Below are 16,930 nucleotides of genomic sequence, written 5' to 3'. Positions count from 1 at the left end.
ATAGCTCACCGGCGCATCCTCGCAGGCAGCAGTTCTGCCGACGCCAGCAGAACCTACGATCGAACATCGTCAGTGATCCGTAAGAGACCCCCTAGGCCCTCCGGTCTTGATCTATGTCTGTTCGGCAGCCTCGCGCCGCTCCGGCACCTGACGGCCGAGACGGCCCACAGGTGAGTGATGGATGTCGCGCGGTCACTGTCTGGCGCCGATGGGATCTACCCAGGCCTTCCGCAGTACCCCTGCTGGAAGGCAGCCCAGAAGTCCTCGTCGATCCCGGTGTCAGCGAACGAGTTCCAGTTGGTGTGGGCGACGAGTTGATCGCGCCCGTCGCGGCTGTTGACGGCGAAGGTCAAGTAACCGGGGGCGCTGCCGCCATGGCCGTACGCACGACCGCAGCTGGTGGCATAGACGTAGAGACCCAGGCCGTAGGCGACAGCGGGCGGGGCGCTACCGGTGGTGGGAACCGTCTCGGTGAGCATCCGACGAAGCATGTCCGGGGGCAGAAGACGGCCTTGCAGCAGGGCCCGGTAGAAGCGCGCGATGTCGGCCGCGGTCGAGACGAGAGCGCCCGATGCGCCGGCCTCGGAGGGGCTGAACGCGGTGACGTCGAACTGGGTCGCGTCCGGCGCGTCCGGCAACAGGAGCGAGATGTCCGCGTAGCCGTGAACATGGGCTCCGTCGATGGCGGTCTGTGCCAGCGGGTACGAAGTGTCGCGCAGCCCAAGGGGGACGAAGATACGGCGTTCGAGGTTGGTGCGCAGGTCACGGTCGGTGACCCGTTCGACGATCAGGTCGAGCAGCAAGTAGTTGGTGTTGGAGTAGCGGAACCGTGTGCCGGGAGCGGGGAAGTACCGGGGCTGGGCAAGACCGATGCTGATCAGCTGGTCGCGGGGCCAGTACTGGTCAAGCCTGTGGAAGTAGGGAAGCAGCCCCTCGATGTAGTCGTACAGCCCGCTCGTGTGGTTGAGCAGCTGGCGAACGGTGATGGGCGCACCGGACAGTGCGTTGTCGGCGCGGACCTGGTCGGGCAGCAGGCTCTGCACGGTGTCGTCGAGCCGCAGCCGGTGCTCGGCGACGAGTTGCAGGACGACCGTTGCGGTGAAGGTTTTCGTGACGCTCCCGGTGCGGAACCTCAGGTCCGGTGCCATCGGCGTGCCGGCGGAACGGTCGGCGACGCCGGCCGCGCCGAAGCGGTCGTGCGAGCCACGTCGGGCGAGCAGGAAAGCGCCTGGGTTGGGGCTCGGGTCCGCCACCACCTGGTCGGCCAGGGCCTGCAGGGCCGGGTCACGGCGGCTGCCGGCCGTCTGCCCGTCACCGGCCTGGCCCGCGGTGGCCATACCGGGCGGCAGCAGGAGAGCAAGAGCAAGCCCCAGGCCTAACAAGCAAGTTGAGCGTCGTCGGATCATCGCAAGACCCCTCCCCGGTAGCAATATAGACGTACGGTTATAGCACGCGGTACCGTCCTCACGTGCCGAGAGTTGCCGACCATGACGCCCGCCACGGGCAGATCACCGACGCCGTCCAACGCCTGATCGTGCGACACGGCCTCACCGCCGTGACCGTCGCCCGGACCGCCGCAGAAGCGGGCATGTCCGTCGGCCTGGTGCAGCACTACTTCACGGCAAAGGACGAGATGCTGCTGGCCACGTTCACCCGCGTCAACGGATGTTTCACCGCACGAGTGGACGAGCTGGTCAACCGAGGCGAGGCCGAGGGCCGCACCATCGCCGAGATGCTGCGGCAGGCGCTGGCCGAGCTCATGCCGCTGGACGACGCCCGCCGCGCCGAGTACCTGGTCCGTCTCGCCTTTGCAGACCAGGCCGCGCACAACAACCGCCTTGCCGCCGTCCAGCAGGAGACCCTCGCGAGCATCCGCTCCCGTGTCGCCCAGGCCATCACTAACGGCACCCGATGCGGCGAGGTCGCCGAGGGGGTCGACGCGGATGACCAGGCCTTGCGGATCGTCGCGTTCACCGAGGGACTGGCCCTGCACACGCACATCGACCCCGACGGCACACCGAAACCGGCGATCCTCGCCGCCCTGGACAACCAACTCGACCGCGTCTTCACCGGAACCTGCCGGCACGCCCAGCTCGGTTAGAGATCCGCAACGCGGCGCCCTGGGACACAACTACGTGTCGGCTTCGCGGCGGTTGCAACAGCTCTGCCCCCTGGTAGCGAAGGACTCACCGGCGCTCCTGGCGGGTGTGTTTGAGTCCTGTGCATGAACGTGCAATTGAGCCCGGAAGAGTACGAGCGGACGTTGCCGCGGAAGCGGGTCGCCGCAGGTGTTCTGTTCTTCGATCCGCAGGGGCGGGTGCTCCTGGTGGATCCGGTCTACAAGCCTTTGTGGGAGATCCCCGGCGGTGCCGTGGAGAGGGACGAGTCCCCTCGCGCCGGTGCGGTACGGGAGGTCGAGGAGGAGCTCGGGCTGGAGTGGGACCCGGGCCGGCTCCTCGGTGTGGACTGGCGCGGCGCCCGGCCGGGGCGCAGTGAGGGTCTGGTCTATGTGTTCGACGGAGGGGTGCTTGGCGGGGATCAGCTGGCAGGGATCCGGCTGCAGGAGGAGGAGCTCGGGGCCATGGAGTTCGTTGCGGTCGACCGGGTCCGGGAGCGTTTGGTGGAACGGCTCGCGGTGCGGGTGGAGGCGTGTGTGCGGGGCCGTGAGCAGGGTTTGACGGTGTACATGGAGTATGGGGTGCCGGTGTAGGGCGGCGTGGGCCAGGCCGGCTCCCACCGCCAAGCCGCCCACTGCTCCGCCTGCGCGAAGATCCCGGCGGGCCGGTGAGCATCGCCAGGACCTCACCGCGGGCGGCGTCGACGGCCGGCGGCGGGGGACCACGGCCCTGTGGCTCGTCGACGATCTGGGACTACTGAGACGAACTCCTGCCTCTCCCCCGGGTCCGCCGACCGCACTGCACAGCAAGCGGGTCGCTCGGGGTGTGGTGGGTGATGGGCCGGGGTCCTTTTGAGCGTGAACGAGGGAAGCGTCGGGCCGTCACCGAGACGGTGACGGCCGATGTGGGCCCCGCTTGACGGCTACCAGTTCTGGGTCGGCCGGGGGCGTTGCTGCAGTTCGGCCAGATCGGCTACGGCGAGGAGGCGGTCGGTGGTCTCCTGGCCGACTGCTTCGCTGAGCCGTTCGGTGCTTGAGGCGATCAGGAGCCAGGAGCGGCGCGGCAGCAGGCTCAGGCGGGCGATGGCGTCCGCCAGGGCGCCGGCCTCCAGTGCCATCATCGCTTGAACATCCGCAGGGTCGGATTGCAGTGGCCGTGCGGCCTCACGCACCAGGTCAACGGAGAGCGTCAAGTCGTCGATGACCGTCACCGCGGTGGTGTTCTCGATCATCCCGGGCTCGTAGGTGCTCTTGAGGTCCAGGGCTTGATGGACGGTGATGTCCGCCTCGCGGTATCCGGCGGCCGTCAGTCGGCGCAGCGCGGCGTAGGCGGTGTGGGATTTGCCGGACCAGTGGGGTCCCAGGAGCAGGAGGCGGGCGGTGTCGCCGGCCAGGATGGTGGAGCACCACTGGGCGATGGCCGGGTGGTCGGTCTCGGCTTCGCGGAAGAGGGCCGGTATGACGGACATGGGGGCAGCGTAGTCGGACAGACCTTTTGGTCGCGGGCATTGAGTCTCTTGGTCTGTGGGGTCAGGCGGCGGCGAAAGGGGGTCTGGACATGAAAGTGACCTCTCTGCGGCTGACCTGCGCTTGGCGACCGGGCGGGAGGGTACGCCTTGCGGGGGGCCTTGGTGGGCAGGTCGCGCGGCGTGCGGGAGCGCTGGGACGATCGGTGGCAACGCGCCGGAGTGGTTCTCGCTCCGCACTGCGCATGTCCCCTGGCGATTTCGAGGTGCCTGCATGTCTTCTTCCTGTCCCCCGCCGTCCGGGCCGCCCCCCATTACCGAGACGGTGTGCGGGCGCGTCGGCGCGGGTGAGGCGCTGGTCGTGGTCTCGGTGGTGGCCGCCGTGACAGTGCTCGCCGTGCTCCAGCGGCCTGTGCCCGCCGTCCTGTTCGCGCTCGCCGCGGCGGCCGGGGCGCTGCTGGTGCCCGGCCGGCTCGGCTGCCTGCTCGGCTCATGTAGCGGCGGCAGCCGGTGAGCCGCTCGGCCCGTCCGGGCACGTGGGCCGAGCTGGACGCGTTGCGCGCGTGGATGCCCGAGGTCAAGGGGGAGTTGACCTTCCCCCGTCTCGCCTTCTGGGCCGGGCAGTTCGGTCAGCCCGTGGGCCGAGCGGACTCTGCGCCGGGCTCTGCAGGAGGGTCTGCCCGGAGTGCAGACGGTCAGGGCCTACGCCTGGGGCAGCAGAAAGGCAGCCGACAACCAGGCCCGCGGGGCTCTGGAGGGGACCGGTCTGAGGCTTCGCGAGGCGGCGCGGCGGGCTGCTCCGGTTCCGGCCAGGACCTGGCCCGCGCCTGTCTACATCCCGGGGCGTGTCAGAACCTGGCTCGGTCTGACGAGGGCCCTCAACCGCCTTCACCTGGAGGCCGAAAAGCCCCCGGTACGTGCGCTGGCCGCTTCCCCCGGAGCAACCGGGCGGCTGTCGAAGAGCACGATCCACAACCTTCTCAACGGGCAGCACCCCACGGTCGAACAGCTCACCGCGCTCGCTGCGGCCTGGGGTGCCAGCCCGGCGGCCACCGACGCCCTGCTCGCCGCGCACCGGAGGATCACTGCCGGGCCCTGGCCGCCCGCGGTCTATCCGTGTGCGGTCGTCGAGCGGCCGAGGAGGAAGGGGAGGATCGCCGTGAGCAGGATGAGAAGCGGCGGCGGTTCAGAGGTATCCCCGAGGAGGTGAAGCTCGACCCGTACGACCAGCAGTTGCGTGACGAGGAGGAGGCGGAGCACCGGCGGAGGGTGGGGTGGGTGGATGGCCTCAGTGCGGACGAGTTCGCGGCCCTGCAGCGTCAGCCCGTGGCCGGGGCGGGCCGGGACCTGCACGCCGAGCTGACCGCCTACGTGGCTCGGACCTGCCCGGGGAAATGACGAAGGGTGGGGTCGGTGGGTTGCCTGTGGGGTGCGGTGGGGGCGCGCCTGTGGGAGAAGGCCGCATCACGAGGATGCTCTTCGTCGAAGGGCTGACGTCCTTCGGTAACCGGGCATACCGGTCGGGTGCCTGTGTCACAGTGATCGTCGGCAAACAGGCGACAAGGGGGCGGGCTGTCGTGCGGCGTGACCGAGAACTGCCGGTGCTGCGGGAGAAAGAGCTGACGGTTGCGGGGGTGGACGTCGGGCCGCTGCGGCAGATCACCGTGGTACTGGGGCGCATGGGTGGCGGGAAGTGGCATGTTCCCGCCGACGGGTCCCAGTGGCGGAGCCATTGCCGGCATGCGGAGGGGTTGACGGGCAGCCCGCGCGCGCTGCTGGATACCTGCGAGCAGGTGTGCCGTCAGTGTTCTGCGGTGGTGAGTGTGGAGCCGGGCCAGGAGGCGCTGTGGCGGGCTGCGGCCGAGGTCGTGGCGGCTGACGGGCGAGTGCGCAGGCTGGAGGAGCAGGAGGCTGGCCCGCGGTCGTGGGAGGGCTATGCGCGGGTGCTGTGGGAAGCGGCCCGGCACCGTGATGCGGGCGTGCGCGGGAGGCTTGAGGCGTGGACGGGTGATCCGTCGGTCGGTGCGGGCGCGCGGCAGATGCTGCAGGCGTGGTGGCGGTGGTGGAGCGGTCGGAGACGGTGCTTGCCGGATGGCGGGCTGCGGCGCCCGCGGCGCGCTCCGCGACGTCGGTCAGTGGGGCGTGCGATGTGGTGGCCGCTGACGGGGAGGTGCAGCGGGAGGGTCTGCAGTTGGCCGCCGCGGTGCTCAAGACCCGGTGGGCGGAGCCGTTCGAGGCGTGGGCGGCCATCCGGCGGGCGTGGAGCGGTGTCCGGGACCAGGGCGGCGAGCAGGACGCGGCGCGTACGGCGGCCATGCGGGCGGTGGAAGCCGTCTGGGGCGGGGCGCGGGTGCGTGATGTGACGGCGCTGCCGGAGCCGGCTCTTGTGGCGGGTGCACGATTCACCTCTCCCGCGCAGTGGGCGGATGCGGAGTTCGAGCACCGGTGGCAGCAGTACGTGTTGGACTGCTGCGACAAACTGGAGGAAGCGCTCCAAGCGGCCCCGGGGGACGGTGGCGACGGGCGGCAGTTGATGCTGGTGACCGGATGGCCGCTGACCCGGCAGCGGGATGCGGAACTGGCCTACCTGGCCCAGTACGAGCAGTACGGCCCCACCGTCCCGTTCGGTAGTCGCCGAGCCGGTTACGGCATCGAGCCCGACCACGCTGTCGTGCTCGCCGTCCCCGGCTGCGCGGCCCGGCATGCCGCTGACCACACCGGCGACGACCAGCGGCGGATCGTCCTGGGGCCTGGCCTTTTCGCGGGCACCTCAGGGCCGGACGAGCGAGACGTGCTGATGCTGCTGCGCGGCGCCTACCCCTATCTGTCGGCGGACGCCGCCGGCGACGGGCCGTGGGCCAAGCCCACGGACATGGTGACGACGGCCCGGGCAGTGCGGCGCGTTGCGCAGGAAAGGCGGCAGTCCGCCTACAGCGGGTCCGACGATTCGCTGGAGGTGTACAACGACCTGGTCGTCGGCAAGTACAGCTGGGTCCCCGACGACGATCACCCCGGCCCTGCGGCGGCTGTGCTGGAGAAGCAGCCCGTTCACTGGCTCAAGGACTGGGTGTTGTGCCTGGACGTCGAGTGCGGGCCTCGACCAGAGACGGTGGCACCGGTTGTACGGCACGGTGACCTCCTACGAGCCCGACACCAGTCGGGTGGTGTTCGTCCCCACGGGCGGCCACCCGGCCATCGCCGTGCCCGTGCACCGGATCGTCGCGCTCACCGGCGACCGGCAGCGACGCAGGGAGGGGCAGGTGCCCGCTCACGAGCCGTACGACGGCTAGGTATTGAGAGGGGGCCAGGGTGGGCGGAAATCCTGCGCCTGGGCAAGGAGCAGTTCACCGGGCCGTTGAGATCGCTGCTCAGGATTCTGCGCACCTCAGGGGGGACAGCTCCGGTCCGTTGTCATACAGGGCGGGCCATGTACAGGGCCGTGCCGCTGTGGTGGTGGCTGCTGTGTTCCAGGACCATCCTCGGGAAGGTGTGGCGTGGATCACAGAGAATTCTTGAGGTTGCGTTGTCGGATCGGCCCCGTGCCGGGACCGAGAGGAGAAGGATTTTCCCCGACAAGGAGGCACTCATGGCCACCGATGACCCGACGCCCAGTTACGCCATGGTCGAGGATGACGGCTCCGTCCACACTGATCTGGCCGAGCGGATCAGCCATTTCAACTGGGACTCGAAGAGAGGTGCGGCAGTCACGGCCCTGTTTCCCGCTCCCTGGAACGAGAACGCCGGTGATCTCGTGACCCTCCGGGAGGACGGAAGTCTCGTCCTCGACACGGACGACGCCTTCGGACTGCCGGAGCCGTTCGATCGTGTCGCTCCTCCCATGATGATCACCACCACCGCCGGCATGGCGGTGCTCAAGGCCGACCACCCTGCCAACCAGACAATCAAGTCCGGGTTCCGGTCTCTGAACATCCCGGTCCCCGATGTGATCCAGGCGCTGGGCGCACGCGAGGCCGCCCTTGCCGGCGACAAATCCACGATCCACTCCTTCAGGTCGGACGTACTGCGGATGTGGAAGGGGTGGGATGAGTCGATCTCCACTGCCTTGCTCGGCAACTGGGCGGACACTCTCTACGACCAGGGCCGCCTGACCCCTGATGCCCTAAGCAGGCTGAAGTCAGAGGCCAGCGTCATCAATCGGCAGCTCACTCCGGTCTGGCGCCGCAAGGTCAGCCAGTCGCGGCTGCTGCTGCTCGACACCCCGCTCGGCGACGGGCTTTGCCTGTACGACCTGGTTCCCGGTCAGGCCGCCGCCGACCTCGGAGTCGAGGCCGGCTTCGATGACCCGCGTCTGAGCGAGCTCATGGAGGCTCTCTCCCCGGCCGAGCGGGCTGTGACTCTGGCCCTCGCCGCCGGCGGGGTCACCACTTGGGCCGAAGCGGCCATGGCCGCCGGTGCCACCCAGCCGGAGAAAGTGGGCGACCAGGTCCGCCGGAAGGTGAAGCGGCTCGCTGCGCGCATCACCGGCCGCTCTTCGGCGACGACCGAGGCGACGCCGGGGAGCGGACGATGAGCGTCCGCACCACCGTCTCAGCCCGCCCGGACCGGCGCCGGCAGGTGGTGCTGCGGATCGCCCTGCCCAGCATTCCGACTTGCACCGCCGCGCTCGGCACCGGCGGCATCGCCGCGGCCCTGGTTCACGGCGCCATCCCGGCCGCGTCGCCGCTCGTGTGGCCGCTCGTGGTGCTCGCCCTCGGCGCGATGGCGTATGACGTCGGGCTTCGTGCCCAGGCCGCCGCGCGGGCTGACTGCTCTGCCGGAGGGCATCGAGGTCCTGCGGATCGGTAGGTGAACGCGGAAGGCACTGGCCGGCGGTGCGAGTCGTCCGGCCAAAGCCCGCCCTGCGCATCATCGTGAACTATCAGCAGGATTCGCAGAACGTCAGCTGCGGAATCCGGCGGTCTTCCGGTCATCGTCCCTGGCCGCGGCGCGGCCTCGTCAAGACCGCGCGCAGCCGCGTGCGCTGCCGCTCCTCGTCGGCGGGGCGAGCGGCGAAGACCCGTGGTCGATGTGCGGGGCGGCGGCAACTGGGCGAAGGTCCGCACTTCGCAGCGTGCGGGGATGGCGGGAGGTCCGCGCAGTTGGTGTTCGGGGCGCCGGTGCTGGTTTCCTGGAGAGGCGGTAATGGGCGGGACAGCGCAGATGCGGGTGCGAGATCCTTGAGCGCATGACGTGGGCAGCAGGCAGTCGAGCAGTACGGGATCGGGACTATGTGGCGCGGGTTCGCAGGCACCGGCCCAGCGCCCTGCTGCCGCTGATCGCAAAGGCGTCGGCAACCTATGCACTGCAGGCGTCGTGGCAGGAGAGCCCGTATCGCAAGTACCTGCCCTGGACGCTGGCTGACGCCGCCCGGGTGTCGCTGGCCTGTGGGAACGAGTACCGCAAGGACGCGAGCGAAGCGGACCTCCTGCGGATCTTGGACATGCACTCGCAGCTGGAGGAGCCCTACCTCCACGACCACGACAACGACGGGGACGCTCTGGCCCGATTCATGCTGCGCGCCGCCGGGGAGCAGATGATCTACCAGGAGCCGGTGGGCCGGGAGCTGGCGCGTGCCGCGGCGATGCTCACGCAGACGACAGGCACGCGGGAGGCCCGGTGCCTGCGTCCGGGCTGGGAAGAGGAGTTGCTGGGCACCAGTCTGTCGCACTACGTCGGCATTGCCCAGCTGTTGTGGGCATCGGCGATCAACTGCGCCGGCCGGTTCGATCCGGCGTCCTTGGAGGCACCCGGTGCCGAGCGGATCTGTGCGGAGGTCCCTGCCTCGACCATCCTGTCCGTGGCCGGGAAGCACTTCGTGACCGATACGGCCGCCTTCCGGCAGGCCAACGAACGGGCCCAGGTGACCACCGATCGGCTCCTGCGGCGCTACGAGTACAACCCTCTGCGCACCACGCCCCTGGTCAAGGGCTACGGCCCGGGTCTGCTCGCACCGGTCAGCCAGCTGGTCCCGGCCAAGGCGAGCCCGCTGGGCATCTACTACACCGGGGTCGCCCGGTTCGGTAATGCCTTCGCGCAGGACCTGGGTGACCTGTTCGAGGCCTACGTCGGCCGCCAGCTCGGGCTGCTGCCCGAAGCGGCGGTCCTCCCTGAGATCACCTACGGCCAGAACCGGTCGCTCAGCGTCGACTGGATCGTCGTCACCGAGGAACTGGTGCTGCTGGTGGAGGTGAAGTCCGTGCGGCCCACTGCGCATCTGCGCCTGGCCACCGAGAGCCGGGTCAAGGAGCTGCAGCGCATGCTCGGGCGCGCCTATGAGCAGATCGACAACACCGCCGCTCTGATCGCGAGCGGGCGCAAGGAGTTCGCCGGGGTGCCCACCGACCGGCCCGTGCACGGGTTGATCGTGACGATGGAGCCGTTCCACATCGTCAACGCCCCCATGCAGCGGCCGCTTCTGCCGGCCACCACGGTTCCCGTGACGGTGTGCAGCATCGGTGAACTGGAGGACATGGTCACCATCACCGACACCCCTGTCGGCCGGCTCCTGCTGGAGCGGGATGCCGACGCCCGGCGCTCCACCTACGCCCTGCGTGAGGCGTTGTCGGGGCACGACCATGCCCGCAATCCTGTCCTGGACGCCGGGTGGAGCAGCTACCCCTGGAGCCGCGGCGCAGCGGAACAGGTGCCGGCCGAGTTCGCCGGTGCGGCACGGTAGGGGGAGGGATGGGGGCGAACACTTCCCGGGAGCACCACCTGGTGCCGAAGTACTGGCTGCGGGCCTTCGCTGAGGACGGACACGTACTGGGGCGGAGGCGCAGCGGCGCGGAGCATCGCACTCCCGTGAGGCGCGCGGCGGTGGCTCGGGACTTCAACACCGACCCCCTCGCGGAGGGCGAGCGGCGTGTGGCGTTGGAGACCTACCTGGACCACCATGTCGACGGCCCGTGCGCGCCGGTTCTGCGCGCCGTGCGTGAGGGACGGTGGCCGCTGGACGGGGCGCAGCATGCTCTCGTGCTGGACGCGCTGGCCTGGCAGGTGGTGCGCACGCAGGCGTTCAGGTCCTTCGACGAGCAGGTCGGCCGGCTGCTCTTCCCAGCTTTGTGGGCTTCGGAGGCAGTGGGTTTCTGCGAGGAGCGGCTGAGGCGGCCGCTGTCGGACGTGGAGCGGATGGAAGTGTTCTGGACGGCCGTACGGACGGCTCCCGGCCCTTCGGTGGTCGCTGACCCGCGCTCGGCGCTGCGCGCCATGATCCGAGCCTCCGAGCGAACCCGCGACCTCCTCACCGTCCCGGGCCGTCGACTGGTGGTGCTGCGTTCAGAGGAGCCGTTGCTGGTCCTGGGCGACAGCGGTGTGGCTTTGCGCCGCAAGGACGGCACCTTCTGCCTCATTCCCCCGCTGCTGCCCGAGACGGCCGAGGTCTTTGCTCCTCTGTCACCAACGTGTCTGCTCATCTCCACACCCCGCGCGCACTACCGGCCGCATCAGGGCCTCACGCGCAGGATCGCCGCCAAGGCCAACGCCGGGGCAGCAGCCTGGTGCCAGGACGCCGTCTACCGGCTCCCATCCATGCCCTGGCCCGCCCGGCTGCAGCTTCCCGGCGCCCCGCTGGGAGTCCGACCGCCGCGGCTGACAGCGGTACCCACCCAGCAGCGGCCCGGCCCCGCACCAGCCCATCCCGAGATCCGCCGCAGCGAGCTGCGCGCCCTCCTGGAACAGTTCACCCACACCCCCGCTGATCAGCGCGTTGCACAAAGCACAGCTACCTCAAGCTCGGTTCAAGCAACGTGATTGGACTGACTGTTCACCTGATCTGATGAACTCCCCCTTTTCAGCTCACTGTTGCGTCGAAAGCGGTGAGAGATTCTGCGGTGCACGTCGGTGGCTCATCACCAACGTCCGCCTCATGCCGCCGCCGGCGGAGCAGGAGCAAGCTGCGAGAGGCCCAGGCGCAACCAAGGCGCCGTTGGGGCTGCTCGTTCTTCGGACGCTGGCAGGTGGACCGTACGGGGCGAGGACCGCCGCACACCCCTCATGGGTGTCGGCCCGCATCCTTGCCGGCACGAGGCTTCGGCGCTCGGGCGCGTGACACGCTCCCGACGGTCGGGGGCTTCTGTGCTCGCCCGGGAAGCCCGGGTGGAAGGACAACACCATGGCCGTGACACGGTCCGATGACATCTACCCGCAGATCGGCAACGCCCTCTGGGGCGGCCGGCTCGCGGAGGCGATCGAGAACACCTGCGCGGACTACGAGGTCGTGCCGCCTCCGCGGCAGGCGATCCTGGAGGGTCTGGCTTCTGCCCTCCCGGACACCGAGATCAAGGCCCTGATCGCTACCCAGCGCGGCAGGAGGGTCCTCAAGCCCACCGTCTGCCGACCCGCTCAGGCCGGTGACGAGCAGGTGCTGTTGCTGACCTGCGATGTCCACGGCGCCGCAGTGGTCCCCTGGGACCTCAACGACCGCACCGCCGTCCACTGGTCGTCGCCCGCGCCGGAGGCCACCCAGCGCGTCAAGGACCTCGTCGCCACCGAGCTGGCGCTCCAGGACGCCACGAAGAGCGCGAAGTCCGCCGAGAAGGAGCGTGAGGCTCTGCGCCGGGCGCCGGGGGACGACACGTACGCGTCGCAGGCGCTGGCAGCAGCCACGCAGAAGCACCAGGACGCCGTCCGCCGCGTGCACCAGCTTATGAGCGAGCAGCACGCTTTGCTCTCCGCGCTCGGCAACCGGCGGCCGCGTCCGGTCGTCCGAGCCGTTCAGGAAGACGGGCAGCCGAAGGCGGCTCTCTCCCTGGCCGAGCAGCCCTACGCGGTGGCCGTCCACATGCAGCGGTACGCCGCCGACAACCTGAAGCGCGCCGGAAAGACCCGCGGGTACGACCTGGCCGAGTCCCTCGCGGACACGGGCCAGCTCTCCAAGGGCATGAACGTCCTGCAGCAGTGGCAGATCACCCACGCCGACGGCACGGAGTCCAAACTGTGGCGGCTGGCCGCCGTGACTGGGAACAACCGTGCACTGGCCCGCCTCGATGTCTTCGGAGTACGTCCGGAGCACCTGGTCACGGGGATGCCTCAGTCCCTCGTGCCCATGCCGAAGGACAAGAAGGACGGCCCCGAGCCGCTGCTGCTGAGTTTGCGGGAGATCCTGAACCGACTCTCCGCCCGGCTCAACAGAGACGGTGCGAAGCCGGAAACGGCGGCGACCGACCCGTCGCTCAGGGCGGCGAAGATCGCCACGGTGTCCGCGGAGATCGTGATCGGCTGCACCAAGCCCGATGCCCTGGAACACGTCCTGCGGGCCCTGAACGTCAACGACCACCTGCGCGGCATCCAGCCCTACGACGAGGACGCGCGGCTGATCGCCCTGTTCGCGACGCTCGTGGACGCCTACGCCAGGGAGTCCCTCCTCGCGGACGCGCTCGCCGAGGCGTTTCCCGACGCGCGCGCCGCGGACCTCCTCGATCTGACGGGAGTGCGCGACGCTCTTACGGTCAACGGGCCGCTCGATCCGCTGGAGCCGCTCGCGCCTGCGGGCGCCGAGGTGTCTCCGGTCGTGCTGCGCGACATCGCGGTGCGCGCCATCACCGCGCTGGTGTTCCCCGGCGTCCCGCCCGAGACCGGGCAGATGACGAACGCGCGCACCGTCCGCGACACCGGGCGGTTCTGGCCGGTCGTCAGGGGGACACTGCAGGAGCCGGCGTGGAGCCTGATCCGGGCGAAGGCGGCCGAGGGGCGCACGCGTCTGTGGTCCGCCGCCGTCGCGCAGCTGTTCGTGCGCCGAGGCAACATCCTCTCCGCACTCGGTCTCTTCGGCCGTACGGAGGCGAGGGAAGGTGCCGGGCAGGATCCGAGGCCGCTCGCGGAGCTACTCCTGAGGGCGGAGGCCGGTGACGCGGCCGCCTGGGCCGCCCTGGTCCATCGGATGGCGCCATCGCTGATCCATGCTCCGCAGCCGTTCATTACCCCCGGCCAGGGCAGCGAGGCGGGCGAAGGGCGCAAGGGTGTACGACGCCCTCCCAATACCGCCATCGCCTCCCTGACGCTGGCATACACGGCGGACACGCCGGGCGTCAGCCGGGCCCTTCTCCTCGCCTTCGCGAAGGCCGTGCTGGAGCACCCGGACGCGGTGCGGCCGCCCGAATCGGACGACGGTACGCCGCTGGTCTGCTACGGCGAGCAGGACTGGGACGAGAAGAACCGGACAGCGATCACCGCGGGAATGGTGATCGCGCCGGATACCGAGGGCAAGCCCACCCCCTACATCGCGGACAAGGAGTGGTTCGACGAGCTGTTCCCCGTCGGCCTCAATGCCCCGGCGTCGACCGCGTCCAAAAACCCCGCCAACGCACCTGTCGGCACCGGGAACACCACGGACGCCGGTGCCGCAACCATCGCGCACGGTGAGGCTGCGGCCGACCCCCGCGACCAGTTGGCTGCGCTGCGCCGGGAGCTGCCGGCACGGGTCGAGCTGGTCGAGGGGAGTTACCTGAGGGCAGTGGATGCCGCCCACGTCCTGATGACGGACTTCGAGGACGCACACCGTCTGCGCGTTCAGCTCGGGGAGGACCCGCTCCCAGCCGAGCAGCGGATTGAGTGGATGGAGAAGCTCGTGAAGGTACGGGCCGCCGCGCAGGCCAGTGTGACGACGCTCGAACAGGTGGAAGCGCTGATCCTGAAGGTCTGACCGGCAGGATCGAGAGGGACCCCGAATTGATCCGGGGCCCTCTCGTCCAAGCTCCGAGCGGCTCGAAGGCGCCCGCTAACCTCACACCTGGCGGGATCTTCGCCTTCAGCCAGGCCGAACCCTCCCCCGGCGCCTACGGGCCGCAGCCCATGCACGGCAAGTGGCTCGAAGGCCAGGAGAGCGAACTGACCGTGCTGCGCTGGCAGTACACACCCCAGGCGTGGGCGGACCTCCTCAAGCGCCGCGGCTTCACCGACGTCGACGCCCGCATCCTGCCCGCACCGGACGGCGAAGGTCTGGGCACGCTCCTCGTACGCGCCCACGGCCCGGCCTGACCCTGAGCGGGTTCGCTGCCGCGCTCCTGCGGTCTGGCCACGGCGGCGAAGACAGAGGCAGTACACGGCGCCTGGGCAGTTGCGCCCCAGGTCATGCCTCGTCGGGGGCGAGGCTGAGCTCGATCCGGGTTTCGTGGAAGTGGTCCCAGTCCATGATCAGGCGGAAGCGGTGGTGTGTCTCCAGGAGTTCGGGGTCGGCCGGTTCCTGGCCGCGCAGGATCTTGGCGTCCTCGGACTGGACGAGTTCGGCGAGGGCCAGACGCAGGTCGTTAGCGTCCTGGCCGGTGGCGCCGGCCAGGCGGTCCAGGGAGGTGAGAATCTCCTGCGGTTCACCCAGTTCGTCGATCAGGTGGTTGACGAGGACGTCGACGAGGGGTCCGGTTCGCATAATCCAGCGGATCTTGTCGAGCCGCTCGGTGAGTTCGGTGTCCAGGGGCAGCAGGTGGCCGGGGAGCGGCAGTGCGGCGGGCATCGACCACCGGGTTCCCCCGGGTGTGTCCTGGCAGTGCGCCAGGCCCCATGTCAGGTAGAGCTCGGCGAGGGCCCGCACCGTGGTGGGCACCGGGTAGCCGGCGGCCGTGAGCATGGCGCCGAACTTCTCCCAGCGGTCCGCCTCGCACGCCTCCCGGCCTTCGGGGGCTTCCTCGTAGTCCCACTCCTCACCGTGCCAAGTGAACGTGAGAGCACTGTCGAGATCACCACCGATCATGTCCCAGTGGCCGCCGCAGAGTTCCTGGAGCAGGTCGTCCAGGGAGCCGGTGAACCCGGGCTGGGCCGCGGTCCCCATCAGCATGGTCAGGGCGAGGGCCTGGCGGGGCAGGATGTGCTCCCAGCCCGATACGAACCAGTCGTTGTGCATCGCCATGTCCCGGCACTGGCCAGGGACAGCCGTGTTCTCCATCATCCGCATCTCTCTGTGAAAACGGCCGGAGGAGCGCACTGTACGCAGTGAAGCGCTGTCCAAGGCCGCGTTCCTGTCCTTGCAACCGCTCGTCCGAGTGAACCGCGTGGTGTCGCTCGACCTGCCCTGGTCCTGGGCGGGAGAGTGGTGGGGCATGGCCCGAGGCGGGCCACGTTCCGACCGTCGCCCGATCCGGCGTGCCGGAACGCAAGGAGCGTGGCATTGCACCGGCCTGCACCACATGGCATCACCCACAGCCGCTCGTCAGTGTTCGTTGGCGTGCCGGGATCGGGCAGGGGCGCGTCAGGAAGGCACTGCCGTGAACGACCGCTCCTCGTGGGAATCGCGCAAACTCCGCTACTGGTCCGAGTGCAGCGGCCGATCCCGCCGCGGCGGCCTGCGTTCTAGCCACCCGGCGCCCGCAGCCTCGTCGGAACAGGCGCGGCTGGAAAGCTTCGTCCTCAAGCAACTGGGGACTGCCCCGGACCTCTGCGCCCATCCCTTCGGCATCTCCTCGCTTCAAGGCTCCAGTACGTCCCTCACGCTGCACCTCGATGCCTACATGGGCCGCAGGCAGTACTCCTTCCCGGAGCACTGTCTGAGTCGGCTGCTGCCCGCAGACCCGGGGAACGGTGACGACCCGCACGGGATCCCCGGTGTGCGGATGAGCGCTATCGGGGCCGGCGGCAGGCAGCTGCGTCTGGACATGGTGAGTACTCCCGGGCAGAGGGCCGCCCTCGTGCTCGTCCTTCCCGAGGGGCTGACGGAGGGCTGGGAGGACATCGAGCGTCGGCACCGGCGGTGGTGCGAGGCGAGCGGTGTGCAGCCGCTGTGGACGGCGGCCCCGCGGCTCGATCCCGTGGAGTCCCATCAGCGCAGCGCCTATTCCAGCTTCGAGGGCTCACGGGCCGGGCAGGGCGCGGTGGGCAGCGCGCTGCTGAGGCGTATCGCGCTGTTTCACACTGTCACCGCCTTCTACCGGGTCCAGTGCTGGGACGACGGCGGCAGCTGGAAGATCGACGCTCGCACCGCCCATCCCCGGGCCCGCTGGCACGATCAGCTCCTGCAGCGCCTGTGCCACCCACGTTGGGGCCTGCCTGTTGACGTCGCCCACCGGTTCTGCCGCTGCGCCGGGCCAGGCACCTCCTACCAGTGGGACCACACCTGCGCCTTCTACTTCGGCTGCCACACCACCGGTCATGACGACCCTCTCTACCTTCGCGTCCACGCCAGCCCCGAAGGACACGACTATGACCGGCAGATCGCGACGTTTCGTCAGGTCGGCGCCCCGGCGCATTGGATGGCCCGCGCCTTTCCCCGGCGAGCACTGGAGCACCACGACCAGCACCGTCACGCGGAACGGCTGTAGTAGGAGCCGAGGCGGGCGCCGGGCGCGGCGCCGAGACGGGCCAACAACCGGGGCCCGACTCTCCCCAGGCCCCGCGGTCACCGCGGGCAGTCGCAGGCAGGGCC

General features: G+C 69.8%; 14 protein-coding genes. 11 read left to right on the top strand and 3 right to left on the bottom strand.

The annotated features are described in order from the left end of the window. Positions 1–215 precede the first annotated feature (215 nt). On the bottom strand, positions 216–1,337 hold the full coding sequence (locus tag ACZ32T_RS36195; protein WP_467371739.1) for a serine hydrolase domain-containing protein: 1,122 nt from the start codon (positions 1,335–1,337) through the stop codon (positions 216–218). 131 nt (positions 1,338–1,468) lie between these two features. Here ACZ32T_RS36195 and ACZ32T_RS36190 point away from each other — a divergent pair, with 131 nt between their 5' ends. Continuing rightward, positions 1,469–2,101: a TetR/AcrR family transcriptional regulator gene (locus tag ACZ32T_RS36190; protein ID WP_467371737.1), complete on the top strand. Its 633-nt coding sequence runs from the start codon at positions 1,469–1,471 to the stop codon at positions 2,099–2,101. 123 nt (positions 2,102–2,224) lie between these two features. Continuing rightward, complete coding sequence (locus ACZ32T_RS36185) at positions 2,225–2,710, top strand: NUDIX domain-containing protein (RefSeq protein ID WP_467371735.1); 486 nt, start codon at positions 2,225–2,227, stop codon at positions 2,708–2,710. A gap of 329 nt (positions 2,711–3,039) precedes the next feature. On the opposite strand, the gene ACZ32T_RS36180 is transcribed toward ACZ32T_RS36185, so the two are convergent. After that, complete coding sequence (locus tag ACZ32T_RS36180) at positions 3,040–3,585, bottom strand: hypothetical protein (RefSeq protein WP_467371733.1); 546 nt, start codon at positions 3,583–3,585, stop codon at positions 3,040–3,042. A 271-nt stretch (positions 3,586–3,856) separates the two neighbouring features. Between ACZ32T_RS36180 and ACZ32T_RS36175 the strand changes: the two genes are divergently transcribed. The 8 genes from ACZ32T_RS36175 to ACZ32T_RS36140 all read left to right on the top strand — a co-directional run bounded on the left by ACZ32T_RS36175 (position 3,857) and on the right by ACZ32T_RS36140 (position 14,556). After that, the gene (locus ACZ32T_RS36175) at positions 3,857–4,096 is read left to right on the top strand and encodes a hypothetical protein (protein ID WP_467371731.1); all 240 of its coding nucleotides are present in this window, start codon (positions 3,857–3,859) and stop codon (positions 4,094–4,096) included. Positions 4,097–4,788: 692 nt separating this feature from the next. Then, a complete protein-coding gene (locus ACZ32T_RS36170) occupies positions 4,789–4,980 on the top strand; it encodes a hypothetical protein (RefSeq protein ID WP_467371729.1) in 192 nt (63 codons plus the stop codon). Positions 4,981–5,632: 652 nt separating this feature from the next. Beyond that, positions 5,633–8,113: a hypothetical protein gene (locus ACZ32T_RS36165; protein WP_467371728.1), complete on the top strand. Its 2,481-nt coding sequence runs from the start codon at positions 5,633–5,635 to the stop codon at positions 8,111–8,113. Next, entirely contained in the window at positions 8,110–8,388 is a 279-nt protein-coding gene (locus ACZ32T_RS36160; protein WP_467371726.1) for a hypothetical protein, read from the top strand. The genes ACZ32T_RS36165 and ACZ32T_RS36160 overlap by 4 nt, the downstream gene beginning before the upstream one ends. 379 nt (positions 8,389–8,767) lie before the next feature. Further along, positions 8,768–10,258: a hypothetical protein gene (locus tag ACZ32T_RS36155; protein WP_467371724.1), complete on the top strand. Its 1,491-nt coding sequence runs from the start codon at positions 8,768–8,770 to the stop codon at positions 10,256–10,258. An 8-nt stretch (positions 10,259–10,266) separates the two neighbouring features. Continuing rightward, the gene (locus tag ACZ32T_RS36150; RefSeq protein ID WP_467371722.1) at positions 10,267–11,331 is read left to right on the top strand and encodes a DUF4238 domain-containing protein; all 1,065 of its coding nucleotides are present in this window, start codon (positions 10,267–10,269) and stop codon (positions 11,329–11,331) included. A 361-nt stretch (positions 11,332–11,692) separates the two neighbouring features. Continuing rightward, positions 11,693–14,221 carry a hypothetical protein gene (locus ACZ32T_RS36145; RefSeq protein WP_467371720.1) on the top strand — a complete coding sequence of 843 codons (2,529 nt, stop codon included), beginning with the start codon at positions 11,693–11,695 and terminating at the stop codon, positions 14,219–14,221. 26 nt (positions 14,222–14,247) lie between these two features. Beyond that, positions 14,248–14,556, top strand: a complete 309-nt coding sequence (locus ACZ32T_RS36140; protein WP_467371718.1) for a hypothetical protein — start codon at positions 14,248–14,250, stop codon at positions 14,554–14,556. A 91-nt stretch (positions 14,557–14,647) separates the two neighbouring features. On the opposite strand, the gene ACZ32T_RS36135 is transcribed toward ACZ32T_RS36140, so the two are convergent. Continuing rightward, positions 14,648–15,460 carry a DUF6042 family protein gene (locus ACZ32T_RS36135; RefSeq protein WP_467371717.1) on the bottom strand — a complete coding sequence of 271 codons (813 nt, stop codon included), beginning with the start codon at positions 15,458–15,460 and terminating at the stop codon, positions 14,648–14,650. 316 nt (positions 15,461–15,776) lie between these two features. Here ACZ32T_RS36135 and ACZ32T_RS36130 point away from each other — a divergent pair, with 316 nt between their 5' ends. Further along, positions 15,777–16,826 (top strand): hypothetical protein, encoded by a 1,050-nt coding sequence (locus ACZ32T_RS36130; RefSeq protein ID WP_467371715.1) that lies wholly within the window; start codon positions 15,777–15,779, stop codon positions 16,824–16,826. Positions 16,827–16,930 lie beyond the last annotated feature (104 nt).

Source organism: Streptomyces sp. NPDC023573 (assembly GCF_055559735.1).
This window is presented reverse-complemented; position numbering and strand designations above follow the sequence as displayed.